Below are 24227 nucleotides of genomic sequence, written 5' to 3' on the forward strand. Positions count from 1 at the left end.
GTGGAGGGTTGGTGTTTTGGTAGTTTTGTTCTTAGGTTGTTGGTTTATTAGCGTTGCCCCTGTGCGGGGCGGCACTTACTCTCTTTGCCGCGGCAAAGAGAGTAAGCAGAGAAAGCCGCTTCACACCGCCAGCTCATAAGCGGGCACCTCGCACAGCCACGGTAGTGGCCCATCTGGAATCCGTGCCCTCGCACATTTCCCCCTCGTGGCACAGCAGTCATTCATCCCGGCTCGCGCACGCGCTCGCCGGAACGGTTTGCTCAACACCAGGGGGCTTGCGGTGGGGGCGTCGGGGTTGCCTTGGCGGAAGGCCTATTTTCGAGATCGAGGTGGGGCTTTATGCGCATAAAGATTCTTTGCGCTCGGGCGATCGTGGCCGTTGACTTGAGCGGAAGAATTAGGCGTGGGAGGCCTGTCGTCTAGGTTGTTCAGGGGCGCGACGTCGCCTGTTTATGCGCATAAACCGATATGGTGTTCATGGGGAGCGGTACCCACGACGAGATGGATTTGCGCTGGGTGATGGGTTAGCAGCGGCGCTCGCCCGCTAAAATCCATGTCAGCAAGTCCTAACCCTTAACCTCAAAACTCGCCTCCCGCCCCTCCTGATCATGATCACCATCTACCACAATCCCCGCTGTTCCAAGTCGCGCGCCGCCTGCGAACTGATCTCCGCCACCTGCGCCGAGACCAATGAGCCGACCCAGGTCATCGAGTATCTGAAGCAGCCGCTATCGGTCGATCAGCTCAAGCAATTGAATGCGCAGCTAGGCTGCCCCGTCCGCGAGATGATTCGCGATACCGAAGCCGAATTCAAAGAGCTTCATCTCGCCGATACTTCCCTCACCGATGAACAACTTCTCGCAGCCATCGCCCAGCATCCCATCCTCCTCCAACGGCCCATCGTCGTGCGTAACGGCCGTGCCGTGATCGGACGCCCTACCGAAAATATCAACGCCCTTTTCGCCTGATCAGTCTTCGACGTATCAACGGTGCAAGCTGGCCGCAAACTCTACCTTCCCGTCAACCGAGACTGCTTTAACCGCATCGTTGCCCTGGCTCACGGCGGTCGTTTTTAGATCGCTAGATCGCCACCCGCCCGCCCCAGCCACCTTGCGATTCGCCGGGGATTGCCTTCCCCGGCCCGCAGCGCTCGTTCTTCTCGAACGGGTGCTCAATTCTCTAAAAAATATGTCCGCACTATAAATACGCGTCGCTTTCGATTTTCTTTACTCCATCCACATCGGAGGAAATCAACCTTGCGTACGCGAACTCTCCGGCCGTGTCCTCACCCCGATTCAACTTCGGTCACATTCCGCTAACCCGCAGCGCACGGTTCGGCCGTCTCGACATCAAACTCGCACGCGCGCTTTCATCCGTGTGCCTCAACTTTCCAAACCCGTCGCCCCCAACGCCCATCCGTTCATCTCACTGCTTCGATTTCCCCCGCCCCGCTACAATCCGTCATCCGCGCGGTCGCGGATGCGTCAATTGATATAAAGGGACATCGTGCATCTGACGACAACACTCGCGCCGTGGTCCTCCCACGACACTCAACTGATTCTGTCCTGCGCGCTCGGGCTCGCGCTCATCATCGTCTTCATCAGCGTGCTGAAGCTCGCGCCGTTTCTGTCGATCCTCGTCGGCACGTTCGCGGCAGGTTTCACCGCGGGGCTGCCGCTCGAAGCCGTCGCGAGTGCGTTCAGTAAAGGCGCCGGCGCCCTGCTCGGCGATGTCGGCATCATCATCGCGCTCGGCGCCATGCTCGGCGCGCTGATGGCCGAATCGGGCGCGGCCGATCGGCTCGTGTCGACCATCCTCAAACACTCCACCCCGCGCACGCTGCCATGGATGATGGCGCTCGTCGCCCTGATCATCGGCCTGCCGCTCTTCTTCGAAGTCGGCCTCGTGATGATGGTGCCGATCATCTTCGTCATGGCGCGCCGTTCGCAACAGCCGATTCTGCGTATCGCCATCCCCGCACTCGCCGGCATGACCACGCTGCACGCGCTGCTGCCGCCTCATCCGGGGCCGCTGATCGCCGTGAGCGCACTGCACGCCGATCTCGGTCTGACACTCGGCCTCGGTCTGATCGTCGCGATTCCGGCCGTGATTCTCGCTGGCCCGCTCTATGGCATCTGGTTGTCCAAGCGGATGCACGTAGTCGAGCCGGAAGAAATGGGCAAGCTCTTCTCCGCGAAAGAAGACGCCGCCGAACCGCCCGGCTTCGCCATTTCGCTGATCACGATCCTGCTGCCCGTCGTACTCATGTTGGGCCGTACGGTCGCGAAGCTGTTGCTGCACCCTGAAACGTTTCTGTTCGACGCGTTGAATTTCCTCGGCGAGCCGCTGATCGCGCTCGGTCTCACGGTGCTGTTCGCGGTGGTGGCATTGGGCTGGTCGCGGGGCATGGCGCGTGATCGCGTCGGCGGCATTCTGCGCAAGAGCCTGCCGCCGATCGCCGCGCTGCTGCTGACCATCGGCGCCGGCGGCGGCCTCAAACAAGCGCTCGTCGTCGCGGGCATCAGCACGACGATCGGCAAGATCGCGGTCGGCGCGCACATGCCGCTGATTCTGCTCGCGTGGCTGATCGCGGTGGCGCTGCGTCAGGCGACCGGCTCGGCCACCGTCGCCACCACCACGACCGCGGGGATTGTCGCGCCGGTCGTCGCGGGGCTCAGCGCGACGCATAACTCGCTGATGGCGCTCGCCATCGGCGCGGGCTCGGTGTTCTTCTGCCACGTGAACGACGCCGGCTTCTGGATGGTGCGCGAATACTTCGGCTTGCAACTGAAACAGACGGTGCTCGTCTGGTCGGTTCTGCAAACCATCGTGTCGGTGGTCGGCCTCGCGCTCACGCTCGTGCTGTGGGGCATCCTCACGTGACGGTGACGCGGCGATCGGGCAGATAACGAAGATCGGGCAGATAACGAAATAAGGCGGGCAACGCAACGTCGGACGAACCCTTCCGCGACGCGCCGTGTTGGCAGAAAATGCGGCCGGCCTGTCCTTTTCTGCGTGAGGACGCGTCATACACTGCTGGTCCGGGCGAGGTGCCGCGCACCTCGCTTCCCTCTCGACGCGGAGCCACCATGCTTGAACTCAGACCCTCCTGCGAAGGCTGCGGCAAATCCCTGCCGCCGAACGCCGCCGACGCCATGATCTGCACCTACGAATGCACGTTCTGCGAGGTATGCGCGCTCAGCACGCTGCGTAATGTGTGCCCGAACTGCGGCGGCAATTTTCAGCACCGGCCGATTCGCACGCGCGCACAACTCGACAAGCATCCGGCGCGCGTCGACCCGATGCCCATCTCGATCGACGAAACCGCGCACGCCAACTTCTTCGCGCGTTACCGGAATACGCCGCCGGTGGAGCGTTAAACCGCGCAACGCGTTCACTCATCCCCATTCACCGCGCCCGGCGCTTCGATTCCGCTCACCGTCCGCGCGGCGACGCGCAACAAACGAATCTGCTTGCGGTAGTTGCGGCAGCCGCTACACGTCGGCAGATGCAGCCGGATCGCCACCCACTCGCCGGTCGTCAACCGGCGATCGAGCGCATCCGACAACAAGCGCGTGATGTTTTTACATTTCCCCATTCGCATCCTCGCTGGATAGGCCCTTTTCGCTCAGGCACGTGCGTAGACGCAGGCGCGCGCGATAGATCAGCACGCTGCAGTGATTGGCGGTCATCTTCAGTTCGGCGCAGATCGCGTCGGTTTCCAGATCGAGGAACTCGCGCATCATGAATACGCGCCCGATCTGTTCGGGCAGGTGATCGAGACACATCTCGAACAGCGTCCAGAACTGCTGCTGACGCAACGCGGTTTCCGGCGTCGGCCACGGCCGGGGTTTCGCCTCGCGTGACCAGTGGCCGTTGTCCTTGAAAAGCTCGCGATCGAGCAGCGCTTCGCCGTCGAGTTCGGATTCCAGCGCTGACAGATTGATGGTCCGCTGCCGCGCGCGCAACGTGTCGACGAGCTTGTGCCGCAAGATCCCGAACACCCAGGTCTTATGCTCCGACTGCGCGGCGAAACGGTCCGCCTGCGTCCATGCCGCGGCCAGCGCCTCCTGGACGGCGTCTTCGGCCGCGGCGGCGTCACGCAATTGCAGACGGGCGAAGCGCACCAGATCGCGTCGCAATTGCGCGAGATAAACCGGGTCGTCGAGCGCGGGGCCGTTCACGGCTGGCATGGCCGGTTCCTTCGCCGCATGGACATGGGCCACGCGTTTGTTGTTTTGTCGTTCATGGGCAAATGAGTTGCGTTGTGCGGAATGGGGCGTCGAGCGCCATTGTCCGCCACGCACGCGCGCAATCGAATCGGTATTGAACATATATCCCGCCCGCCAGCGCGCGATGAGTCGATGAAGTTAGTCGCGGCAAGCCCTACGCTTATGACAGAAAAATATTATTGCGAAAATTGAAATCAATCCGGCATACAAATTCTCTTGCAAACGCGCGCGCAACGATCTGCACGGCAGGCGCATCGACGTAAAACCCGTGGCGCATGAGCTACCAGGATTGTTTCAATTTTCGAAAAAATATCTTCGCGAAGTCGGTATTTTTAGGCGGACGCTGAATCGATATTCTCCAGCCATCGATCGCCTTCCGATCGCGACCTGACGCCGAAGAGGAGTAGCACCATGAAACGCATTCTGTCCGCCCTGATCGCATCCGTCGCCCTGTTTGCCGCCGTGTCCGGCGCAGCGCAGGCCGCGACGCCGTCGAAATGCAACGGCCCGGCGTCATACTGCAACGTGTTCTTCGGCAACTAAGCCGGACGGTTGCAACCGCGCGAAAGCGCCGGTTTCACAAACGAAGAGGGCGCCCGTCACGGCGCCCTCTTCGTTTTTGGGAATCGGCTGAGTTCATCCGCCCAACGCGCGAACTGCTACGAATTGCCTCAAATCGTCCTGGACCGGAAGCATGCTTGATTGGCAAGGCAAAAATGCTACTTATCCACAAGGTTATTCAACAAATCTGTGGATAACTTTTGTTGCGCCGTGGGTTATCCACCGGTTGCGCCGTCGCACATGCGCGAAGCGCGACGGTGCGGCGTTTCCCGCGCTCGACGCGGCTTTTTGCCTATGATGGACATTCCCCACCTTCCCGCGCGTCATGCGCGTCCACCGAGGAATCCACCATGGCTCATCACATTGCAGTCGTCGTCGGCAGCTTGCGTCGCGAGTCGTTCAACCGGCAATTGGCGCAGGCCGTGATTTCCCTCGCGCCACCCGATTTCACCTTCGAGTTCATCGACATCGGCTCGTTGCCGCTTTACAGCCAGGACTACGACGCGGATTACCCGGAAGCCGGCAAGCAACTCAAGCAACGTGTGGAAGCCGCCGATGGTCTGCTGTTCGTCACTCCGGAATACAACCGCTCGATCCCCGGCGTGTTGAAGAACGCGTTGGACTGGGGTTCACGCCCATGGGGGACGAATTCGTGGGGCAACAAACCCGGCGCGGTGATCGGCACCTCGCTGGGTGCGACTGGTACGGCGTTGGCGCAACAGCATCTGCGTAACGTGCTGGCGTATCTCGACGTCATCACGCTGGCGCAGCCGGAGGTGTTCATCAAACATGACGCGGCCGTTATCGACGAGAAGGGCGAGATTCTCAACGACGGCACGCGCAAGTTTCTGCAGAATTTCGTCGACCGTTACGTCGCGTGGGTGAAGCGGCATACCAACGCGGCGTGACGGCTGAAGCTTGAGAAGCTTGAGAACGGAAGAAAGCAGCAGCACGTAGCGCGAAGTAAAAACGCGTCACGCCGCGAGCGAGCCACGATGACTCGCCAACGGCGAGACGCGCATAAGCGGTCAACCCGGACTACACGTGATGATGCCCCGTCACTCGTTCCCAGCCATGACGCACGGCGATCTTGAAGCGCTCCCATCCGCTCTCCGGCGCCGTCGTTTCCCACTGCCGACGTGCTTCCGGCTCGACGTCGTCCCACGCCATGTCGTGAAAGCGCGCGTCGTGACCGATTTCCGCGCCGTAACGATAGGCCGGCACGTAGTCCTCGTAACGCGAGTTCTCGGCCGCGAACTGCTCGTCGTAGTGCGAGCGGAAGTCCTCTTCGTACTCCAGATATTCGTTCGGCATCTGGGCGCCTGAGCCGGCGACCGGTTGCGTCGAAGCGGGCGCGACCTCGGTCGGTTGCATCACCGCGCCGGAACCGCCGATCGAACCGGCGGCGAGCGCGGTATGTCCAGCGTCGCCGGTCAAAGGATCGATCACCGGCTCATCGATCGGGTCGAGCATGGGTCGTTCGCCAAGCGGCGGCGGCACGAAGGGCTCGGCGTCGACGTTTCCGGGCGGCATGCCGTAGAGCGGATCTTCCACCGCCGCCGCCCGGGCAGGAGCCGCGGAAGCGGGCGGCACAGCGCTGGGCATCGCCGTGGCGGACCCGGACGCGTAACGTTGCGCCACATCGGGCGCCGTGGCCGCAGGGCCGCCTACACCGCCCGAATCGACCGTCGATGACCGCGGCGTCCCCGCCACCGTACCGATGCCTAACTCGTCGAGCACCGAATGCTCGCGCCCCGATGCTGCGAAGCCCGACGACTCGGGCGCGCGGTCGCCAATGTCGATCGCGCCGAGTCGCGCGAACGTGCCGCGCGCCAGTTCCGCGTGCGCCTCGCTGGCGGCATCGACGGAAACCAGCACGGCGCCACGCCGCAGCGCTTCCGCGTAGCGCGCGGTGTCCGGCGCGCGCGGACCGGTGGCGAACAGACTCGATAGAAAGCGTTCGATGTTGGCCATGAGGCCTGAACTGGCGACCTCGTCGGTCGCCGAACCGACGGTCGGCTCCGGCGCTGTTTGCAGCTCGATCGTTTCGCGACCGAAGCCGGTTTGCACGAGCGTATCGCGGGCGCTTTCAGCTTGAGAATAAGTGTCGAATAAACCAATCACGGTATGTCGCATGGCAGTCTCCCGGCATGATCATGTGAGCCGACGAGCGACGCGAATGCGCGCTCTCCATCCCTTTCATGCCGCAACGATCGTGCCGCAGCCGGCCGCGTGGCGTGAATGCCCGCCTGGCACGGGCTGGGCTGAAGAATCGCCACGTCTGGAATCGGCGGCCCGTCCACGCGGCGCTTTTACAAAGCCGGTAAATGTAAAGAACGCGAACATCAGCCGACCGGGTTGCGCCCCTCGTGCTCTGCGTTCCCGTCACGCCCGGCCGCCGCCGTGGACTCGCGCTGGATCGTCTGCAGTAGCTGCTCCAGCAGCCCGATGTCGAACGGCTTCGACAACACGCGCGCGTCCACGTGCCGCGCGCGGTCGAGCTCTTCGGCGTAGCCCGTCACCAGAATCACCGGCAAGGGCGTGTCGAACGCCTGCACCGCTTCGGCCAGATCGATGCCGTTCAGCGCGCCCGGCATGTGGATGTCCGACAGCACCAGGTCGAACGGCAACGGCTCGCCGCTGCTGGCGTGCCGCGCGTGGGCTTCGTCGAACAGACGCAGCGCGGCGTCGGCATTGATCACGCAGGTGACGTGGTGGCCCATCATCTGCAGCAGCGCTTCGGTGCCGGCGGCCACTTCGTCGTTGTCCTCGACCAGCAGGATGCGCAACCCGTGCGGCACGCTGTTCGTCCCGGCGTTGGTTTCAGCGGGGGTGTCGGCGGCGGCCGGTTCATCCAGCGCGCGCGGCAGATACAGGCGCACCGACGTGCCCGCGCCGAGCGCGCTGTCGATCGCTGCCAGGCCGCCGGAGCGCTCGCAGAACGCAAACACCTGCGGCAACCCGAGACCCGTGCCCATCCCCTTCGACTTCGTGGTGTACAGCGGCTCGAAGGCGCGCGCGAGGACCTCGGGCGCCATGCCGACGCCGGTATCCTCGAGCGACAGCTGAACGAAGTTGCCGGTCAACGGAAAGCCTTTGTCGCGGCGGAAATGGATGTTGGCGGCGCGTACGGTGAAGCGGCCGCCGTTGGGCATCGCATCGCGCGCGTTCACCGCGAGGTTGATCAGCGCGAGTTCGAGCTCCGCGACGTCGACGTGGATCGGCCATACCTCGGCGCCGATGTCGACGACGAGCGACACCTTGGCCCCCAGCGACGCGCGCAGCAGATCGCGGCATGCCGGCAGCCAGCGCTGCAGCGACAGCGCCTCGTTGCGCAACGGCTGCTTGCGCGCGACGCCGAGCAGCTGCCGCGTCAGCGACTGGCCGCTCTTGAGCGCGCGCTCCATCGCCGACAATTCGCGGTCGAGGCCGGGCGTACCGCGCCGCCGTGCGATCTGCACGTTGGCGGAGAGGATCATCAGCAGATTGTTGAAGTCGTGCGCGACGCTGCCGACCAGCGTGCCGAGCGCCTCCATCTTGCGCGACTGCCGGTACGCGGATTCGATCGAGCGGCGCATCGACGCTTCGGCCTGCCAGCGTTCCCATGCCTCCTCCTCGGCGCCGAGGCGGCGCAACGACAGCCAGATCACGCACCACAGCGCGATGGACGGTGTGAAGATCGACAGAATCAGCACGCTCAGATGCCGATACCAGCCGGCCCAGATCGCCGACGTGCGAAAGCCGCACAACACGTAGACGGGATAGGCGCCGACGTGCCGGAACGCGACGATCATGTCGTCGCCGTCGATGCTGGAGCGCGAATGCTCGACGCCCGAACTCCGTCCCTGCGCCAGCGCGTCGGTCAATGGCGTGTTCGCGGTGATCGTGGCCGTGTCGCGCGGCGTGCGGGGATAGCGCGCGAGGATCGCGCCGTCCGAGCGCACGAGGCTCATCGTGATCGTCGCACTGTCGCTGCCGCCGAGCAGTTCGCGGTAGAACGCGTCGAAATAGCCCGGACGCAGCGCGACCGACACCACGCCGGCAAATCCGCCACCGGCGTCGCGGCGCGCGACGCCGGTATTGAACGCCTGTTCGCCGGCGACGCGCCCCGTCATCACCTTCGATACATGATCGAGATTGTTGCCGTCGCGAATGCCGACGAAGTCGGCGCGCTCGCCGATCGTGACGTCCGGCGCGGGATAGGCGCGGCTGGTGGCGAGCAGCCCGCCGTCGCGCCCGAAGATCGACACGGCGGCGACTTGCGGATAGCCGCCGCCCATCGCGCGCAGCTTGTCGTGAATGGCGGACTCGCGCGCGCGGATGCCGTCGTCGTCGAGGCCATCGGTCAGATCGACGACGCGCGCGTCGAGCGTCTCGTTCATGTCGAACACCTTGAGCGCGTGTTCCTGCGCGACGCGCACGGTGCGCAGCGTCAGTTCGGTGGCGTCGGCTTCGCGCGTGCGCCAGTCGCTCAGCGCCATGATCGCGACGTAGACGCACGGCAGCACCACGGCCGCGATCAGCAGCGCGATCAGCGTCAGGCGGCGCACGCGGAAATCCTGCTCCGGTACGCCGGGAAAGATCGCCTCATCGTGCCGGCGCTGGTCGGCGGGCGGGCGATTGGCGGGAGGCGGGTCGAACCGGTCGGGTGTCATCGTCGATAAAGCCAGTTCGTTCGTGGCGACGGGGTCGTCTTCAGGATCGGCAAGGTCAGCAAGGTTTCCGAGGCGTATCTATACGAGAAGCATAGACACGCGGCGACGGTAGAAGTTACCTTGGCGGGCTGGCGCGCGTCGGCGGCTCTTCGATTCGTCTGTTTTATGAAACAGCGACGAATCGGCAAGCGCAAACGTACACAAAAGTATAAATACCGAGAATAGCTTTCCATTTCTACCAGAATGTTTTCAAAATTTGTCGTTGGAGAGAAAATCTCTTTAATCAACGACAAATTGGTAAGTTGCCTTTCCGTTGAATTGCTTCGAGAATCGACGCCACGATAAAAAGTGCGTCCGCCATGTTCGGAGGCATCTGCCGCGAGGGCTGCCAGACCGTGCGTACCACGCGCGGCATTGGCGTTCGCGGGATCACGCGCGCGGCAAGGGACCAGCCCGATCCACGAGGCCGCGCAGCTTCATCTACGGGGTAGGCTTCGAACATGCCGGTAACAGCCGTCGTCCACCGCGCGAGCACGCAATCGTGTCCGCTCACGGGTTCCGCCCAACGCACCGCGCCGCGCGTGCTCCCCGTTCGCCTGCAATCCGCTTCCCCTCATGCTTCAGCGCGTTTTGCCGCGGGTCGACAGACCTCGCGTTAAAGTACCCGCTTGTAGACGCCGTTAACGCGCCAGAGCTAAATTCGCTTTCCGACCCGCCCATGCCTTTGCCCATTGTGATCGCCGACGATTCGCTGCTTGCACGCAAGGTGCTCACCAAGGCATTGCCGCCGGACTGGGATGTCGACGTGTCCTACGCGACGAACGGGCGTGAAGCGCTCGGTCTGTATCGCGCGGGCAAGGCGTCGGTGATGTTCCTCGACCTGACCATGCCGGACATGACCGGCTACCAGGTGCTCGAAGCTTTGCAGCATGAGGATCTGAACACCTTCGTGATCGTCGTCTCCGCCGATGTTCAGCCGATGGCCCAGTCGCGCGTGCGCGCGCTCGGCGCCGCCGCTTTCATCGCCAAGCCCGTGACGCCCGAGGCGGTACTACCCATCCTCAAGGAGTACGGGTTGTATGTCTGAGCCAGTCCTCACGGAAGATCAGCGCGACGCGCTGCAAGAGGTCGCCAATCTGGCGATGGGCCAAGCCGCCACGCGTCTGGCGCGGCTGCTCGATGCGTTCATCGAATTGTCGGTGCCGCGCGTGCGCGTGGTGGCGGTCAGCGAGGCCGCCCAGGCGCTGCGCGAGATGACCGGAATCGAAGATACGGTCAGCGCGGTGCGCCAGGGTTTTCGTTCCGATATCAAGGGCGAGGCGCTGGTGATCTGCCGCAGCGACAGCGTCGACCAGCTGTGCTCGCTCGTCAGCGATCCGTATTCGCGCTCGGCCTACGAGGCGGTCAGCCAGCGCGAGCTGGTGTTCGACGTCGCCAATGTGCTGACGGGCGCTTGCGTGTCCTGCATTCTCGACCAGCTCGGCCGCACGCCGGTGTTCTCCGCGCCCGGCCTGCTGGGCGAAGCGATGACGCTCGACGAAGTGTTCCAGCCGGGCGTGCTGCAATGGGGCGTGGCCTTGCTCGTCGAAGTCAATTTCGCGCTGGAAGACCAGAGCTTCCGCGCGCACCTGGTGATGCTGATGGCGGAGGATTCGATCCGCCACATGAACGGAGCGCTCGACGAGCTGTTGTCCAGTCTATGAATGTGCCTGTCGAGTCGTTGAGCGATCTGGTTGTCGAACGTGTCGGTTTCGGCATTTTCGTGCTCGATCGCGATATGAACGTACTCATGTGGAACCGGTTCATGCAGGATCACAGTGGACTCGCGCCCGAGCAGGTGGTCGGCCAGTCGCTGTACACGCATTTCCCTGAACTGCCGCGCGTGTGGCTGTCGCGCAAGATCGAAAGCGTGTTTCAGCTCGGCAGCTTCGCGTTCAGCTCGTGGGAGCAGCGCCCGTATCTGTTCAAGTTCGATCACGACCGGCCGATCACCGGCGGCGTCGATTTCATGCAGCAGGATTGCACCTTCATGCCGCTGATGCGCGAGCGCGAAGTGGTCGCCGTGTGCGTGACCATCTCGGACGTCACGCATGTCAGCATCGTGCAGCGCGAGCGCGAAGAGGCGGTCGCCAAGCTGCAGGAATACGCGGATCGCGACGGCCTGACGGGCATCGCCAACCGCCGCTATTTCGAGGCGCGGCTGCGCGACGAATTCACGCGCTGGCAGCGTTACGGCGGCGAGATGTCCGTGCTGCTGTTCGATCTCGATCACTTCAAGAAAATCAACGACCAGTTCGGCCACGGTGTCGGCGACACGGTGCTGCGCGTGATGGCGCAGCGCGTGGCCGGCGTGGTGCGCGCGCAGGATACGTTCGGACGCTTCGGCGGCGAGGAGTTCGCGCTGCTGCTGCCGTGCACGCCGCTCGAAGACGCCATGCGCGTCGCCGAAAAGATCCGTTGCATCATTTCCGATACGCCGGTGGAAGTGCAGGGCGTCGATGTGCCGGTGACGGCGAGCGTCGGCGGCGCGGCCGCGCGCGCGGGCGTGCCGGCGTACGACGTGCTGATCAACGAGGCCGACGCCGCGTTGTACGCCGCGAAGCGTCAGGGACGTAACCGCTCGGTCGCGTTTACCTGAATCCGGGTTACAGCCAGGGTCACCGCCAGGATCACAGACGGGTCGAACTGGAGCGCGAACGAGCTTTCAACGAGGCGCCAGGCACGCTATCGACGCCTTCCGGCCCCTTAATGACCCCCCAATCTGCGTCATCTCACAAACGTTGTTATACTTTTCGCCGTTTCTGCCCGCCCAGCCGGGTGTTTCGCGCCTGTCCGGGCGCGCGGGCCGCTTGCCCCTCGGGTGAGCATCACACTTCTTGAACGCCTTTCAGCGGGCGCCTCCAGCGGAGATCGTCTTGGCTGTTTCCAATCTTGTCGTGGACGATACTGAAATCGATGCCGCTGCCGCTACGTCCGGCAGCTCGTTTTATCTCGCCATGCGCATCCTGCCGGCTGCGCAGCGCGACGCGATGTATCAGGTCTACGCTTTTTGCCGCGCTGTCGACGATATCGCCGACAGCGACCTGCCGCGCGTCGAACGCGCCGCCGCGCTCGAACGCTGGCGTGCCGACATCGACGCGTGCTACGCCGGCGCACCGCGCGCTTCGTTGCGCGCGCTGACGCGGCACATTCACACGTTTCATCTGCAACGCGAAGACTTTCACGCGATGATCGACGGCATGGCCATGGATGCCGCCGCCGACATCTGCGCGCCCGACGAAGCCACCCTCGACCTGTATTGCGACCGCGTCGCCAGCGCGGCGGGCCGGCTATCGGTGAGGATATTCGGGATGCAGGACGAACCGGGCCGTCTGCTCGCGCACCATCTGGGCCGCGCGCTGCAATTGACCAACATCCTGCGCGATATCGACGAAGACGCCGGCATCAACCGCTGCTACCTGCCGCATGAATTGCTGGCGCGCGAAGGCATCGCGGTGACGAACCCGACGCAGATCGCCGACGATCCGTCGCTGCCGCGCGTGTGCGCCACGCTCGCCGAGCGAGCCAGGGAGCACTTCGCCGCATCCGACGCGATCATGAACCGCGAACCGCGCGTGGCCGTGAAGGCGCCGCGCATCATGTCGGGCGTGTATCGCCTGCTGCTCGACCGCACGCTGGAGCGCGGCTTCGACATTCCGCGCACGAAGGTCAGCAAACCGAAGCTGCGCATGCTGTGGATCGTCGCGCGCTACGCGCTCTTCTGAGCTGATGCCGAAGCTCATCCACGTGGTCGGCGCGGGCCTCGCCGGTCTCGCCGCCGCGGTGCAACTGCAGCGGCGCGGCGCGCAGGTCGTGCTGCACGATGCGGCCGGCTACGCCGGCGGCCGTTGCCGTTCGTACTACGACGCCCGATTCGGGGCGACGCTCGACAGCGGCAATCACATCGTACTGGCGGGTCATGCCGCGACGCTGAACTACACGCGGGCGATCGGCGCCGCCGACGAATTGACCGGTCCGGCGCTGCCCGACTATCCGTTCGTCGATCTCGCCACCCGCGCGCGCTGGACCGTGCGCATGTCGCCGGGACGCTTGCCGTGGTGGATCTTCGATCAGCAGGCCCGCGTGCCGAATACCGGACCGGCCGATTATCTGTCGCTCGTGCCGTTGCTGTTCGCCAAACCCGGCCGCAGTGTCGCGCAGACCATGCGCGCGCAGGGTCCGCTGTGGGACCGCCTGTTAAGACCGCTCTTGCATGGGCTGCTGCATGGCGAGCCGCGCGAGGCATCGGCGGAATTGACGGCTGCGCTGGTGCGCGAGTTGATGCTCGTGGGCGGCTCGGCGTGGCGTCCGCTGATGGCGCGCAATGGGCTCGGCAGTGCCTTCGTCGATCCTGCGTTGCGGCTGTTGCAACATGGCGGCGCGTCGCTTCGGCTCGACTCCGGGCTGAAGGAAATCGTGTTCGCCACGGATAAACCGCGTGTGCAGGCGCTCACTTTCGAGCATGAACACATCGCCCTCGACGCGAACCACGCGGTGATCCTCGCGGTCCCCCCGGAGATTGCGCAGTCGATGGTGCCTGGGCTGTGCGCGCCGACGCGTTTCGCGGCGAGCGCGAGCGTCCATTTCGCGGTCGAGCCGCCGTTCGGCCTCGCGCCGCTCACCGGCGTGCTGAACGGGACGGCCGAATGGCTGTTCGCTACCGACGGGCGTCTGTCGGTGACCGTCAACGGCGCGCAAAACATGCTCGACGGACCGCCCGAAACACTCGCGACGACCGTCTGGGCCGAAGTCGCGCAAGCGGCCAATCTGCCCGCCACGCCGATGCCGGCCTGGCAGGTCGTCGCGACCCCGCGCGCGACGTTCGCCGCGCTGCCGGATCAGGAAACGCTGCGTCCCGGCACGCGCACTCGCTGGACCAATTTGATGCTTGCGGGCGACTGGACGGCCACCGGCCTGCCCGCGACGATAGAAGGCGCGATCCGCTCCGGCCAGAAGGCCGCGGATACGTTGCTGAATGAACCGATGGAACGCCGATGAACGATCTCACTCAAGCCCAGCCGCTGGACGCCGTCCTGCCCGAAACCGCCGACGTCGCCGACGCGACCGGCACGACGGTTCATGCCGCGCCTGCCGCGGCGGCATCTGACGCAACCTCCGGCTTCACGCCCGACGCGTCGCTCGACGCCGCGATCACGCGCGCGACCGACGCGATTCTCGCCGCGCAGAATCCGGACGGCCACTGGGTCTACGAACTCGAAGCCGACGCGACGATTCCCGCCGAATACGTGCTGCTGGTCCACTACCTCGGCGAGACGCCGAATCTGGAACTGGAGCGGAAGATCGGCCGCTATCTGCGCCGCATCCAGCTGGCGGACGGCGGCTGGCCGCTCTTCACCGACGGCGCGCTCGACATCAGCGCCAGCGTGAAGGCGTACTTCGCGCTGAAGATGATCGGCGATCCGGTCGACGCCGAGCACATGGTCCGCGCGCGCGAGGCGATTCTCGCCCACGGCGGCGCCGAAACCGTCAACGTGTTCACGCGGATTCTGCTCGCGCTGTTCGGCGTGGTGTCGTGGCGCGCGGTGCCGATGATGCCGGTCGAGATCACGCTGCTGCCCGAGTGGTTTCCGTTCCATCTGTCGAAGGTGTCGTACTGGGCGCGTACCGTGATCGTGCCGCTGCTGGTGCTCAACGCGAAGCGGCCGGTGGCGCGCAATCCGCGTCGTGTGCGGATCGACGAGCTGTTCCGCGGCGCGCCGGTCAACGTCGGCCCGCGCGATCGGGCGCCGCATCAGCATCTCGGCTGGTTCCGCTTTTTCAGCGGCGTGGACGTGCTGCTGCGCGCCGTCGACGGTCTGTTCCCGAAGGCCACGCGCGAGCGCGCGGTGCGCTCGGCGGTCGCTTTCGTCGATGAGCGTCTGAACGGCGAAGACGGCCTCGGCGCGATTTTCCCCGCGATGGCCAATTCGGTGATGATGTACGACGTGCTCGGCTATCCGGCCGATCATCCGAACCGCGCGATCGCGCGCCAGTCGATCGAAAAGCTGCTCGTTATCAAGGATGACGAAGCGTACTGCCAGCCTTGCCTGTCGCCGGTGTGGGACACCTCGCTGGTGGCGCACGCGCTGCTCGAAACGGGCGAAGCGCGCGCCGAACAGGCGGTCGAACGCGGGCTCGAATGGCTGCGTCCGCTGCAGATTCTCGACGTGCGCGGCGACTGGATCTCGCGCCGTCCGAACGTGCGGCCGGGCGGCTGGGCGTTCCAGTACAACAACGCGCACTATCCGGACGTCGACGATACGGCGGTGGTCGCGATGGCGATGCATCGCTCGGCGGCGCTGACGCAATCGGATACGTACCGTGACTCGATCGCGCGCGCACGCGAGTGGGTGGTCGGCATGCAGAGCAGCGACGGCGGCTGGGGCGCGTTCGAACCGGAAAACACGCAGTACTACCTGAACAACATTCCGTTCTCCGATCATGGCGCGCTGCTCGATCCACCGACCGCGGACGTTTCGGGCCGCTGCCTGTCGATGCTCGCGCAGCTCGGCGAACTGCCGCAGGGCAGCGAGCCGGCGCAACGCGCGTTCGCGTACATGCTGAAGGAGCAGGAATCGGACGGCAGCTGGTATGGCCGCTGGGGCCTGAATTACATCTACGGCACGTGGACCGCGCTGTGTTCGCTGAACGCGGCCGGCTTGCCGCACGACGACCCGCGCATGAAGCGCGCCGCGCAGTGGCTGCTGTCGATCCAGAACGAGGATGGCGGCTGGGGCGAAGGCGGCGAGAGCTACAAGCTCGACTATCGCGGCTATGAGCGCGCGCCGAGTACCGCTTCGCAGACCGCATGGGCGCTGATGGGACTGATGGCGGCCGGCGAGGTCAATCACGAGGCGGTGGCGCGCGGCGTCGCGTATTTGCAGCGCGAACAGCAGGCGCATGGTTTGTGGGACGAAACGCGCTTCACCGCGACGGGCTTCCCGCGCGTGTTCTATCTGCGCTACCACGGCTATCGCAAGTTCTTTCCGCTGTGGGCGCTGGCGCGCTTCCGGCATCTGAAGCGCAACGGGCTCACGCGCGTCGCGGTCGGGATGTAACGGATGCCGCTTTCGACGATGCCGTCCGCCCAGGACGGCCATGGCGGCTTGCCGGTGATCGTGGTGACAGGCATGGCGTTCGAGGCGCGCATCGCGCGCGGGCCGGGCGTCGACGTGGTGCACGCGGCGCGCGCCGATCTGCTGACGCGCGCGCTGGATGCGGCGGTGGCGCGCGGCTGCGCGGGTATCGTGAGTTTCGGGACGGCGGGCGGGTTGGCGCCGGACCTGGAGCCGGGCGCGGTGATCGTCGCGGATGCGGTCGAGGGGCCGTCGGGGCGTATCGAGACCGATCGCGCATGGGCGGACCGGCTTGCGGCCGCGCTGTCGGCGGGGACGCTGAAGGCGCCGCTGCGGCGCGGGCCGATGGCGGCGGTGGCTGCGCCGTTGGTTAGCGCGTCGGACAAGAACGCGCTGCACCGGTTGAACGGTGCGTTGGCGGTCGATATGGAATCGCATATCGCCGGCGCGACGGCTGCCGCGCATGGCGTGCCGTTCGCGGTGTGCCGCGCGATCGTCGATCCGGCGTGGCGTACGTTGCCATCGGCTGCAACAGCCGGTCTGCGCGACGATGGGAGTACCGCGATCGGGCCCATTCTGCGCGAACTGTTGCGGCAGCCTTCGCAGCTTGGCGGACTGATTCAGGTGGCCGTCGATGCGCGAGCGGCGCGGTTGTCACTGGTTCACGCGCGGCGGGCGATCGAAGAGGCTGGGGCTTGGCGGATGGGCGCGGTGGGTTGAACGGCCGGCTTCGCCGCGGTGCGCGTGCCGCTCGGCGATGTCCACCCTGTTATTCGGCAGGCATTGAATAACTAGGGAAAACCCTTATATTTGGTACAATGTCAGTGTTAACCCTAGGTTTCGGCTCAATGCCGACTGCCTGGGTGCCTCGAACACGGAGTACCAAATGAATTTCCACACCAGAAAGTGGGTCAAGCCCGAAGATCTGAACCCGAACGGCACGCTGTTCGGTGGCAGCCTGCTGCGTTGGATCGACGAAGAAGCCGCGATTTACGCGATCTGCCAGTTGGACAACCAGCGGGTCGTGACCAAGTTCATGTCCGAGATCAATTTCGTCAGCTCGGCACGTCAGGGCGACATCATCGAACTGGGCATGACCGCCACGCATTTTGGCCGCACGTCGATTACCTTGCGCTGCGAAGTGCGCAACAAGATCACGCGCAAAAGCATCCTGACCGTCGAAAAGATGGTGTTCGTCAATCTGGATCAAAACGGCGAGCCGGCGCCCCACGGCCGCACTCAAATCCGTTACGCGGATGAGGCGTTCGCGCACTATCGCGAGAATTCACGACCGGTTCCGCAAACGGCGGCGGTTGTTGACGAGGAGTTGGTTGCGGCGCGTGGCGAGGTGGAGAGTTTGCATTGAGTCGGCGCGGGTTGGCGTGTGTCTGGCGCGCTGTCTGTGTTGTGACCGCTGCTCCGCGCGGTAATTGAATTAGCCCCGATTGAATTAGCCCCGATGCGTTCGGGGCTTTTTCATTTGGGCGGCCTTCAAGACGTAGAGATATGACGCGATGAGGAGCACGGCGATCGCGTCGATGACACCCAAAACGGGAAACGGATTCGTCCATTTGTCCATGTTGGTCGTGCGGGAAAAATACGGCGGTCCGCTGCCATAGGCTTCCTGCAAGTTGAGGACGTTGAACGCGATCACCAGTCCCCCGGTAACCAGCACAGTCACGCTGAGGAAAGCGACGATGATTCGTTGTTTCATAGTTTGACTGCGTTTATCGAACACGGAATCAATGCGCATAAAGACGCGCTTCGTCGCACGCGTGTGATCGATTTCTAATCGAAACGCATCGGATCAGGTTGCGTCGTATTCCAAGATGTATCGCTTCATGCATACTTGTGCCGCGCTTTGTGCGGGGGCACATAGCTAGGAAACCTAAAAAAGAATACGAGGGACCTGAGATGAAATGGGATTTTCAATTGGATAGGGAGTGCGCGTCAGCGCGATCAGGCGATATTTTGTCGGCGACAGCATACGGCATGGCGAGCCGTGTACGGCAGTTCGCAGAGGTCTGCCGTGAAAAGTAACCTTGCTGTTGTCGCTGCACAACCGGGCCGAGGTAAGCGTGAGCGTCTCGGCGACCAGGCGACTATAGATCAATCGCGTACGCCGGAAATCGTCATCGCTCTTTGTGGGCCGATGGGCACGCCATTGCATGAAGTCGCGCAAATGTTCAGGGCGCTTCTGCAGGAGACAGATTACGCGTACAGCAAGGTCGACATTATTCGGCTCAGCAATGAGATCTGTCGTTTGTCGGGCCTGACGCGAGAAAATTGCTCGACACGCGAGTTGATCGATGCGGGCAATAAGCTTCGCGAACTCCACGGGAATGCAATCCTCGCTCGCGTCGCTATCCAGCAAATTGCATTGGAGCGGGAAAAGATCAACGAGAACGCGAAGGATGAGAAGCGCCACCAGCCGCTTCTGTTTCCCAACCACGATCTCGACCGCGATGTGATCCGCCCGACTATTTCGGAAAAGCGCTGCCACATCATCGATTCCATCAAGCACATCGATGAACTGCGGCTGTTACGGTCCGTCTACGGCGATATGCTCCACGTTGTCGGTGTCTATACCCCGATAGAGCTGCGCGTGGAGAAACTGGCGAGGCGCGCGGCGCGCGGTGACGATGTCTACGAGCTTATCGACCGCGACTCCGGCGAAGAACATGACTACGGACAGCGTGTACAAGACACCTTCCCGTTATGTGACTTCTTTTTACGCGCTGACAAGAACACAGATTCACAAATACGTGCACGCGGGAAGCGTTTTCTGGATTTGATGCTTGGAACGAAAATCATGACGCCGACCGTGCATGAGCGGGCGATGTACGCGGCGTACTCGGCTGCGCGCAATTCCGCTTGCTTATCCCGGCAAGTCGGCGCGGCCCTGACGAATAAAAAAGGAAGCGTCATTTCTATCGGATGGAATGACGTGCCACGTCCGTTTGGCGGCCTCTATGAGACGCTGGACGTCAACGACTCGTCTGATGGAGACCATCGTTGCTGGAACGTCGAGGGTGGCCGCTGCTTTAACGACAGTGAGAAATCCGCGATTGCCGAGGCCGTCGTCAGCAAGATGGTCGACAACAAAATTATCGAGCCGGAAAAGCGCGACGAGGCCTACAAACTCATGCGCCACGACACGCAACTCAAAAGTCTGATCGAGTTCTCTCGCGCCGTACATGCGGAGATGCATGCGTTGCTGAGCGCTGGAGCCGCTCACGGATCAGAAGTTCTCGGGGGCAAACTCTTCGTGACCACATACCCATGTCACTCATGCGCGAGGCATATCGTCGCTGCGGGTATTGAAGAGGTGTATTTCCTGGAGCCGTACCGGAAAAGTCTTGCGACCAAACTTCATTCTGACGCTATCACTGATCGCGAGACAGACCACGCTAAGGTCCGCATCGTACCGTTTGACGGCGTAGCGCCATCGCGGTTTCTGAAATTCTTCTCGTCGCACGAAACGGGCCGGAAAGACAGCAGCACCGGCGAGATGAAAATACGCGCGGCTTATCCGGTTACCGCAATAACCCTGGAAGCCATTCCAACGCTTGAAGCGCTAGCAGTCCGTGAACTACAATCCTCCGGGACGGATGGCGAAATGCCTTCCGTCTCCGAACGCCTAGCACCTGAAATGGCCGGAAGCGACACCCACCAACCCGAAGGAGGATGACATGGTTAGAGAAGAGCAACTCTCGCTGTGTTTTGAGCCGCACGCGAACGAAGGCTCGGTGATTTCTTCGGAGCGCGGATTGTCGGCATCGGCACCTGAGCAGCGGCCGCTTGCGAAAGTGCTTCAATTCAAGCCGGTCAAGCAGGAAGGTTCCGCAGGAGTCGACGTCGACAATGCGCGGCTGCTTGAAAAGATTACCCGGAAGGTTAAATACTTCTGATCTCGCTTCAGGACGCCCCGCGTGAGGTGCGGTGTTCGATAGGTAGAACTCCCGCTCGCTCAACTTAGTCAGCCTGGTATTCAGCCCCGTATTCAGCCCCGCTTTCACGCGGGGCTTTCGCTTATCTGGGCGCCAAGCGTCCGCCCTCGAACGCGATCATTGCGGTTACTTGCTGCCTGCCGGAGCCGGTTGAGGCGCAGGCACAGCCGCGGTGCCCGAGGCCGGCGCCAAGGGCGCCGCCCCGCCCGCCCCACTCGCCGGTGTTTCCCCCGGATCCGAATAATTCGGCACCCCAGCCGGAGCAGCCGGCGCCGTACCCGCCCCTGATGCCCCCTTCGGCGCTTCCGCCGCCTCACCCGGATCAGCGTAATTCGGCAGCCCGCCCGACGTGCCCTGCGGCGCAGCCGATGCCCCCGAATCCCCCTGATCGTCATAGTTCGGCAACGGCGCGGCGTTATCGCCCGAGCCGCGCAGACGCGCCTTGCGCTGCTGCGTATAAGCATCCCGTACGAACGAATACTTATCCAGCGCCGCCTGCTGCAGCAGATCGGTCGCGCCCAGCAGATCCGACCGCACGCTAACGAACTGCAGCACATACAGCGGATTGCGCACCGCCGGTTCGACGTAGTTCAGCGGATTGAACTTCACGTCGACCACCAGCCCCATGCTGTCGCGCACCGTACTGGGCCCGAACAGCGGCAGCACCAGATACGGACCCGACGGCACGCCCCAATGCCCCAGCGTCAGACCGAAGTCCTGATGATGCTTCGGCAACCCAGCCGGCGTCGCCCAATCGAGCAGACCGCCCAGACCGAAGGTCGAGTTGAACGCGAAGCGGACGATGTCCTCGGTCGCATCGGTGATCTTCAACTGCAGCAGCGCGTTCGCCGCGTTGCTCAGGTCGCCGAGGTTCGAGAAGAAGTTGCTGACCGCCGTGCGCAACGGCTGCGGCGTCACCTTCTGATAGCCGGTTGCGACGGGCTTCGCGATATAGGTGTCGAGCCCATCGTTGAACTTGAACACGACCCGGTTCACCGGTTCGAACGGGTCGCCGGGCTTGCGGTCAGGACCGGTCGCGCAGCCGGAGATCAAACCGGTGGCGGCAAGCGCCAGCACGGTGTTACGCAGCTTCATGCTTATATTCCTTTATGCTTCGCGCGACGTGAGCGCGGCTTGCCCATCAGCACGGGTTGAAACACCACCGCGCCGATCAGTGTGCAGAACAACGACAGCGCCAGCAGACGTCCCATGCTCGACGTCCCCGGATGATGCGACAGCCACAGGCTGCCGAACGCCGTCGCCGTGGTCGCCGCGCTGAACAGCACGGCGTGCGTCAGGCTCGACTGCAGGAGACCGGTCTGCCCGTTACGCCACGCCATCACGAAGTAAATCTTGAATGCCACGCCGACGCCGAGCATCAGCGGCAGCGCAATGATATTCGCAAAGTTCAGCGGCATGCCGAACACCACGCACAACTCCAGCGTCACAAGCGCCGACACCAGCAGCGGCACCAGCGTGCGCAGCATATCGCCGACGCGCCGCAGCGCGATCCACAGCAGAATCGCGATCGATACCAGCGCGTAGCCCGCCGCTTGCAGGAACGCCTTGATGATCGTATCGGCCGAATGCAGGATCGAAATCGGACCGCCGATCGCGTCCGGCTCCGCCGTCTTCACCGCATGCGCGAAGCGGGACAGCACGGTGTCGTCGTTCGGGTCGGCGCCTGCCTTGATTTTCGGCGAGATGTCGACCAGTGCGCGGCCGTCCTTCGATACCCAGCTGCTCGTGATTTCCTTCGGCAGGTTCTCGCGCGTGATCGCGGTCGGCTGCAGCAGATCCGCCAACTGCTTCAACGCGATACGCAACGGCTCGGACATCGCGGTTTCGGCGCGATCGCGGGTGGCGGCATCGGCGGCGGCGAGTTTTTGCAGCGTTTCCGACAGATGCTTCGCTTCGGCGGCGCCCGGGCCCGGGTGATCGTCGGCGGCGAGCGAGAGCTGGTTCGACGCGCGTTTGAGCGTGGCGACCCGCACCGCGTCCGTGGCCGGCGGCGAGGGCTGTTGTTGCAACGCGGGCAGCAGTTGCTGCGCGGCGCTCGCGATCAGCATCATCTTCTGCTGCTGATCGGCCGGCACGAACGTGTCGAGCGTGGTCACGCGACCCACTTCCGGCAGCGTACGCAGATGCGCGGCTTTCTGGTCCGCATCGGCGAGCGACGGCGCCAGCACGTGCACATTGTTGACCGCGGCTTCCGGTGAATCCTTCAGCGACAGCAGCGTCGCCATCGACTCCGTATGCGGGTCTTTCAGATGCAGCGGATTGAAGTCGAAGCGCAGATGCGTGAGCAGCGGCGTGGCGCCGATCACCACGATCAGCGTGCCGATCAGCACGGGCTTGCGATGATGGTCGAGAAAATCGTCGAGCGGCGCGAGTTGCTTGAAGCCCGGCGAGCCGGCTTCGCCCGGCGGATTGAACAGCTTCAGCAACGCGGGCAGCAGCGTCATGTTGGTGAAGTACGCGACGAACATGCCGACGCCCGCGATCTCGCCCAACTCGGAGACGCCGCGATAAGCGGTCGGCAGGAACGAGAAGAAGCTCAGCGCGACGGCCACGGCCGCGAGCGTCAGCGGCACGCCGATGCTGTGCGCGGTATGCATGAGCGCGGCGGACAGACGATCGTCGCGATTGCGCTCCTCGCGATACTTGACGCCGAACTGCACGCCGAAGTCGACGCCGAGCCCGACGAACAGCACCATGAACGCGACCGAAATCATGTTCAGCGCGCCGACCAGCATCAGCCCGAGCGCGGCGGTGATTGCCAGCCCGACGAACAGCGTGACGAACACGGCGGCGATCATGCGGCCCGAGCGCAGCGCGAGCCACAAAATAATCAGCACGACGACAAAGGTGCCGATGCCATTGAGCGCGGCACCGTCCTGCACCGACGCGAACTCTTCGTCGGCGAGTGGCTGTTGGCCGGTCAGGCGGACCGTGGCGCCGTAACGCGCATCGAGATGCAGCGCGGCCGCCGTGCCGCGGATCGCCTTCGACGCGCTCGCACCCGGCTCCAGTGCGTCGTAATTCACCACCGGCTGCACGACGACGAACGCACGCGCCGGATTGGTGGCCACGCCCTTGTCGACCAGCGCGCGCCAGGAGAACGCGGCGGGCTGTCCGGCCAGCACGCGGTCGATCGTGGTCGCGCTCTGCGACAACAGATGGCTCATGTCGGCGAGCTTCACCTGACCGAGTTGCAACGGCAGCAACAGGCTGGTGGTGAGCGTACCGGCGAGGCCGGTCAGGCTCGGGTCGTGCGCGAGCGCATTCACCAGCGGCCGCGACTGGACGAGTTGCGACGTGGTGGACATGACTTCGTCCGTGGACGGGAACAGCAGGCCGTTATGGTCGAAAAACGGTCCACCGGCCGGCTGCGAAACGGCGACGAATTCCTTCGGATCGGACTTCAGCGCGGCCGTCAGCGCATTGGCGGCCGCGTCGGCGAACTCCGGCGCGCGGGCCTCGACGACCACCAGCACGGAATCGCCGCGATCGGGGAAGGCCTGGTCCATCGCATGTTCGAGCGACGACCACTGCTTGTCGGTCTCGATGAGCCGGCTGATGTCCGTGTTGATCTTGAAGTTGTGGGCAACGTAGATGCCGCTCAGAACGGCGAGCGCGAGCGACACGGCGACGATCCGCAACGGATACCGCACCGAGTAGGCGACGAGACGGACGATAGATGACTTCAGCATG

Annotated in this window: 22 protein-coding genes; 15 read left to right on the top strand and 7 right to left on the bottom strand. The window is 63.9% G+C overall.

Annotation, left to right across the window (positions count from 1 at the left end; genetic code table 11):
• Positions 1–608: 608 nt before the first annotated feature.
• The 3 genes from arsC (at position 609) to LFL96_RS27455 (ending at position 3380) form a co-directional block, all read left to right on the top strand.
• Positions 609–968 (top strand): arsenate reductase (glutaredoxin), encoded by a 360-nt coding sequence (arsC, locus tag LFL96_RS27445; RefSeq protein WP_281001014.1) that lies wholly within the window; start codon positions 609–611, stop codon positions 966–968.
• Positions 969–1506: 538 nt separating this feature from the next.
• Positions 1507–2883, top strand: a complete 1377-nt coding sequence (locus LFL96_RS27450; protein WP_281001016.1) for a gluconate:H+ symporter — start codon at positions 1507–1509, stop codon at positions 2881–2883.
• Between the two features lie 206 nt (positions 2884–3089).
• Positions 3090–3380 (top strand): DUF1272 domain-containing protein, encoded by a 291-nt coding sequence (locus LFL96_RS27455; protein WP_281001017.1) that lies wholly within the window; start codon positions 3090–3092, stop codon positions 3378–3380.
• Positions 3381–3394: 14 nt separating this feature from the next.
• Here the strand turns inward: LFL96_RS27455 and LFL96_RS27460 are convergent, their stop codons facing one another.
• A complete protein-coding gene (locus tag LFL96_RS27460; RefSeq protein WP_281001018.1) occupies positions 3395–3598 on the bottom strand; it encodes a zf-HC2 domain-containing protein in 204 nt (67 codons plus the stop codon).
• Positions 3585–4193 (bottom strand): RNA polymerase factor sigma-70, encoded by a 609-nt coding sequence (locus LFL96_RS27465; RefSeq protein WP_281001019.1) that lies wholly within the window; start codon positions 4191–4193, stop codon positions 3585–3587. The genes LFL96_RS27460 and LFL96_RS27465 overlap by 14 nt, the downstream gene beginning before the upstream one ends.
• A 450-nt stretch (positions 4194–4643) precedes the next feature.
• On the opposite strand from LFL96_RS27465, the gene LFL96_RS27470 reads away from it, so the two are divergent.
• Positions 4644–4775 carry a hypothetical protein gene (locus tag LFL96_RS27470; protein WP_281001021.1) on the top strand — a complete coding sequence of 44 codons (132 nt, stop codon included), beginning with the start codon at positions 4644–4646 and terminating at the stop codon, positions 4773–4775.
• A 368-nt stretch (positions 4776–5143) separates the two neighbouring features.
• Positions 5144–5701 (top strand): NADPH-dependent FMN reductase, encoded by a 558-nt coding sequence (locus tag LFL96_RS27475; RefSeq protein ID WP_281001023.1) that lies wholly within the window; start codon positions 5144–5146, stop codon positions 5699–5701.
• 130 nt (positions 5702–5831) lie between these two features.
• On the opposite strand, the gene LFL96_RS27480 is transcribed toward LFL96_RS27475, so the two are convergent.
• Positions 5832–6929, bottom strand: coding sequence for a hypothetical protein (locus LFL96_RS27480; RefSeq protein WP_281001025.1), 1098 nt, complete (start codon positions 6927–6929; stop codon positions 5832–5834).
• A gap of 209 nt (positions 6930–7138) precedes the next feature.
• Positions 7139–9448, bottom strand: coding sequence for a hybrid sensor histidine kinase/response regulator (locus tag LFL96_RS27485; protein ID WP_281001027.1), 2310 nt, complete (start codon positions 9446–9448; stop codon positions 7139–7141).
• 718 nt (positions 9449–10166) lie between these two features.
• On the opposite strand from LFL96_RS27485, the gene LFL96_RS27490 reads away from it, so the two are divergent.
• From LFL96_RS27490 to LFL96_RS27525, 8 genes are all read left to right on the top strand, one after another.
• Positions 10167–10535 (top strand): response regulator, encoded by a 369-nt coding sequence (locus tag LFL96_RS27490; protein WP_281001029.1) that lies wholly within the window; start codon positions 10167–10169, stop codon positions 10533–10535.
• A complete protein-coding gene (locus LFL96_RS27495; RefSeq protein ID WP_281001031.1) occupies positions 10528–11151 on the top strand; it encodes a chemotaxis protein CheC in 624 nt (207 codons plus the stop codon). Before LFL96_RS27490 ends, LFL96_RS27495 begins: the two co-directional genes overlap by 8 nt.
• Positions 11148–12086: a diguanylate cyclase gene (locus tag LFL96_RS27500; RefSeq protein WP_281001032.1), complete on the top strand. Its 939-nt coding sequence runs from the start codon at positions 11148–11150 to the stop codon at positions 12084–12086. The genes LFL96_RS27495 and LFL96_RS27500 overlap by 4 nt, the downstream gene beginning before the upstream one ends.
• Before the next feature lie 277 nt (positions 12087–12363).
• Positions 12364–13212 carry a presqualene diphosphate synthase HpnD gene (gene hpnD / locus LFL96_RS27505; protein ID WP_281001034.1) on the top strand — a complete coding sequence of 283 codons (849 nt, stop codon included), beginning with the start codon at positions 12364–12366 and terminating at the stop codon, positions 13210–13212.
• A 4-nt stretch (positions 13213–13216) separates the two neighbouring features.
• On the top strand, positions 13217–14485 hold the full coding sequence (hpnE, locus tag LFL96_RS27510) for a hydroxysqualene dehydroxylase HpnE (protein ID WP_281001036.1): 1269 nt from the start codon (positions 13217–13219) through the stop codon (positions 14483–14485).
• Positions 14482–16545 (top strand): squalene--hopene cyclase, encoded by a 2064-nt coding sequence (gene shc, locus LFL96_RS27515; RefSeq protein ID WP_281001038.1) that lies wholly within the window; start codon positions 14482–14484, stop codon positions 16543–16545. The genes hpnE and shc overlap by 4 nt, the downstream gene beginning before the upstream one ends.
• 3 nt (positions 16546–16548) lie before the next feature.
• Positions 16549–17283, top strand: a complete 735-nt coding sequence (locus LFL96_RS27520; RefSeq protein ID WP_281001040.1) for a phosphorylase — start codon at positions 16549–16551, stop codon at positions 17281–17283.
• A 166-nt stretch (positions 17284–17449) separates the two neighbouring features.
• Positions 17450–17929 (top strand): hotdog domain-containing protein, encoded by a 480-nt coding sequence (locus LFL96_RS27525; protein ID WP_281001042.1) that lies wholly within the window; start codon positions 17450–17452, stop codon positions 17927–17929.
• Between the two features lie 84 nt (positions 17930–18013).
• Here the strand turns inward: LFL96_RS27525 and LFL96_RS27530 are convergent, their stop codons facing one another.
• Positions 18014–18277: a hypothetical protein gene (locus LFL96_RS27530; protein WP_281001044.1), complete on the bottom strand. Its 264-nt coding sequence runs from the start codon at positions 18275–18277 to the stop codon at positions 18014–18016.
• A gap of 315 nt (positions 18278–18592) precedes the next feature.
• Between LFL96_RS27530 and LFL96_RS27535 the strand changes: the two genes are divergently transcribed.
• Both LFL96_RS27535 and LFL96_RS27540 read left to right on the top strand, forming a co-directional pair.
• Positions 18593–20254 carry an anti-phage dCTP deaminase gene (locus tag LFL96_RS27535; protein ID WP_281001046.1) on the top strand — a complete coding sequence of 554 codons (1662 nt, stop codon included), beginning with the start codon at positions 18593–18595 and terminating at the stop codon, positions 20252–20254.
• Between the two features lies 1 nt (position 20255).
• On the top strand, positions 20256–20474 hold the full coding sequence (locus LFL96_RS27540; protein WP_281001048.1) for a hypothetical protein: 219 nt from the start codon (positions 20256–20258) through the stop codon (positions 20472–20474).
• 165 nt (positions 20475–20639) lie between these two features.
• On the opposite strand, the gene LFL96_RS27545 is transcribed toward LFL96_RS27540, so the two are convergent.
• On the bottom strand, positions 20640–21608 hold the full coding sequence (locus tag LFL96_RS27545; protein WP_281001050.1) for a VacJ family lipoprotein: 969 nt from the start codon (positions 21606–21608) through the stop codon (positions 20640–20642).
• A 2-nt stretch (positions 21609–21610) separates the two neighbouring features.
• Entirely contained in the window at positions 21611–24226 is a 2616-nt protein-coding gene (locus LFL96_RS27550) for an MMPL family transporter (protein WP_281001052.1), read from the bottom strand.
• Between the last annotated feature and the right edge of the window lies 1 nt (position 24227).

Origin of the sequence: Paraburkholderia sp. D15, assembly GCF_029910215.1 — a bacterium.
Classification (GTDB): Bacteria; Pseudomonadota; Gammaproteobacteria; order Burkholderiales; family Burkholderiaceae; genus Paraburkholderia.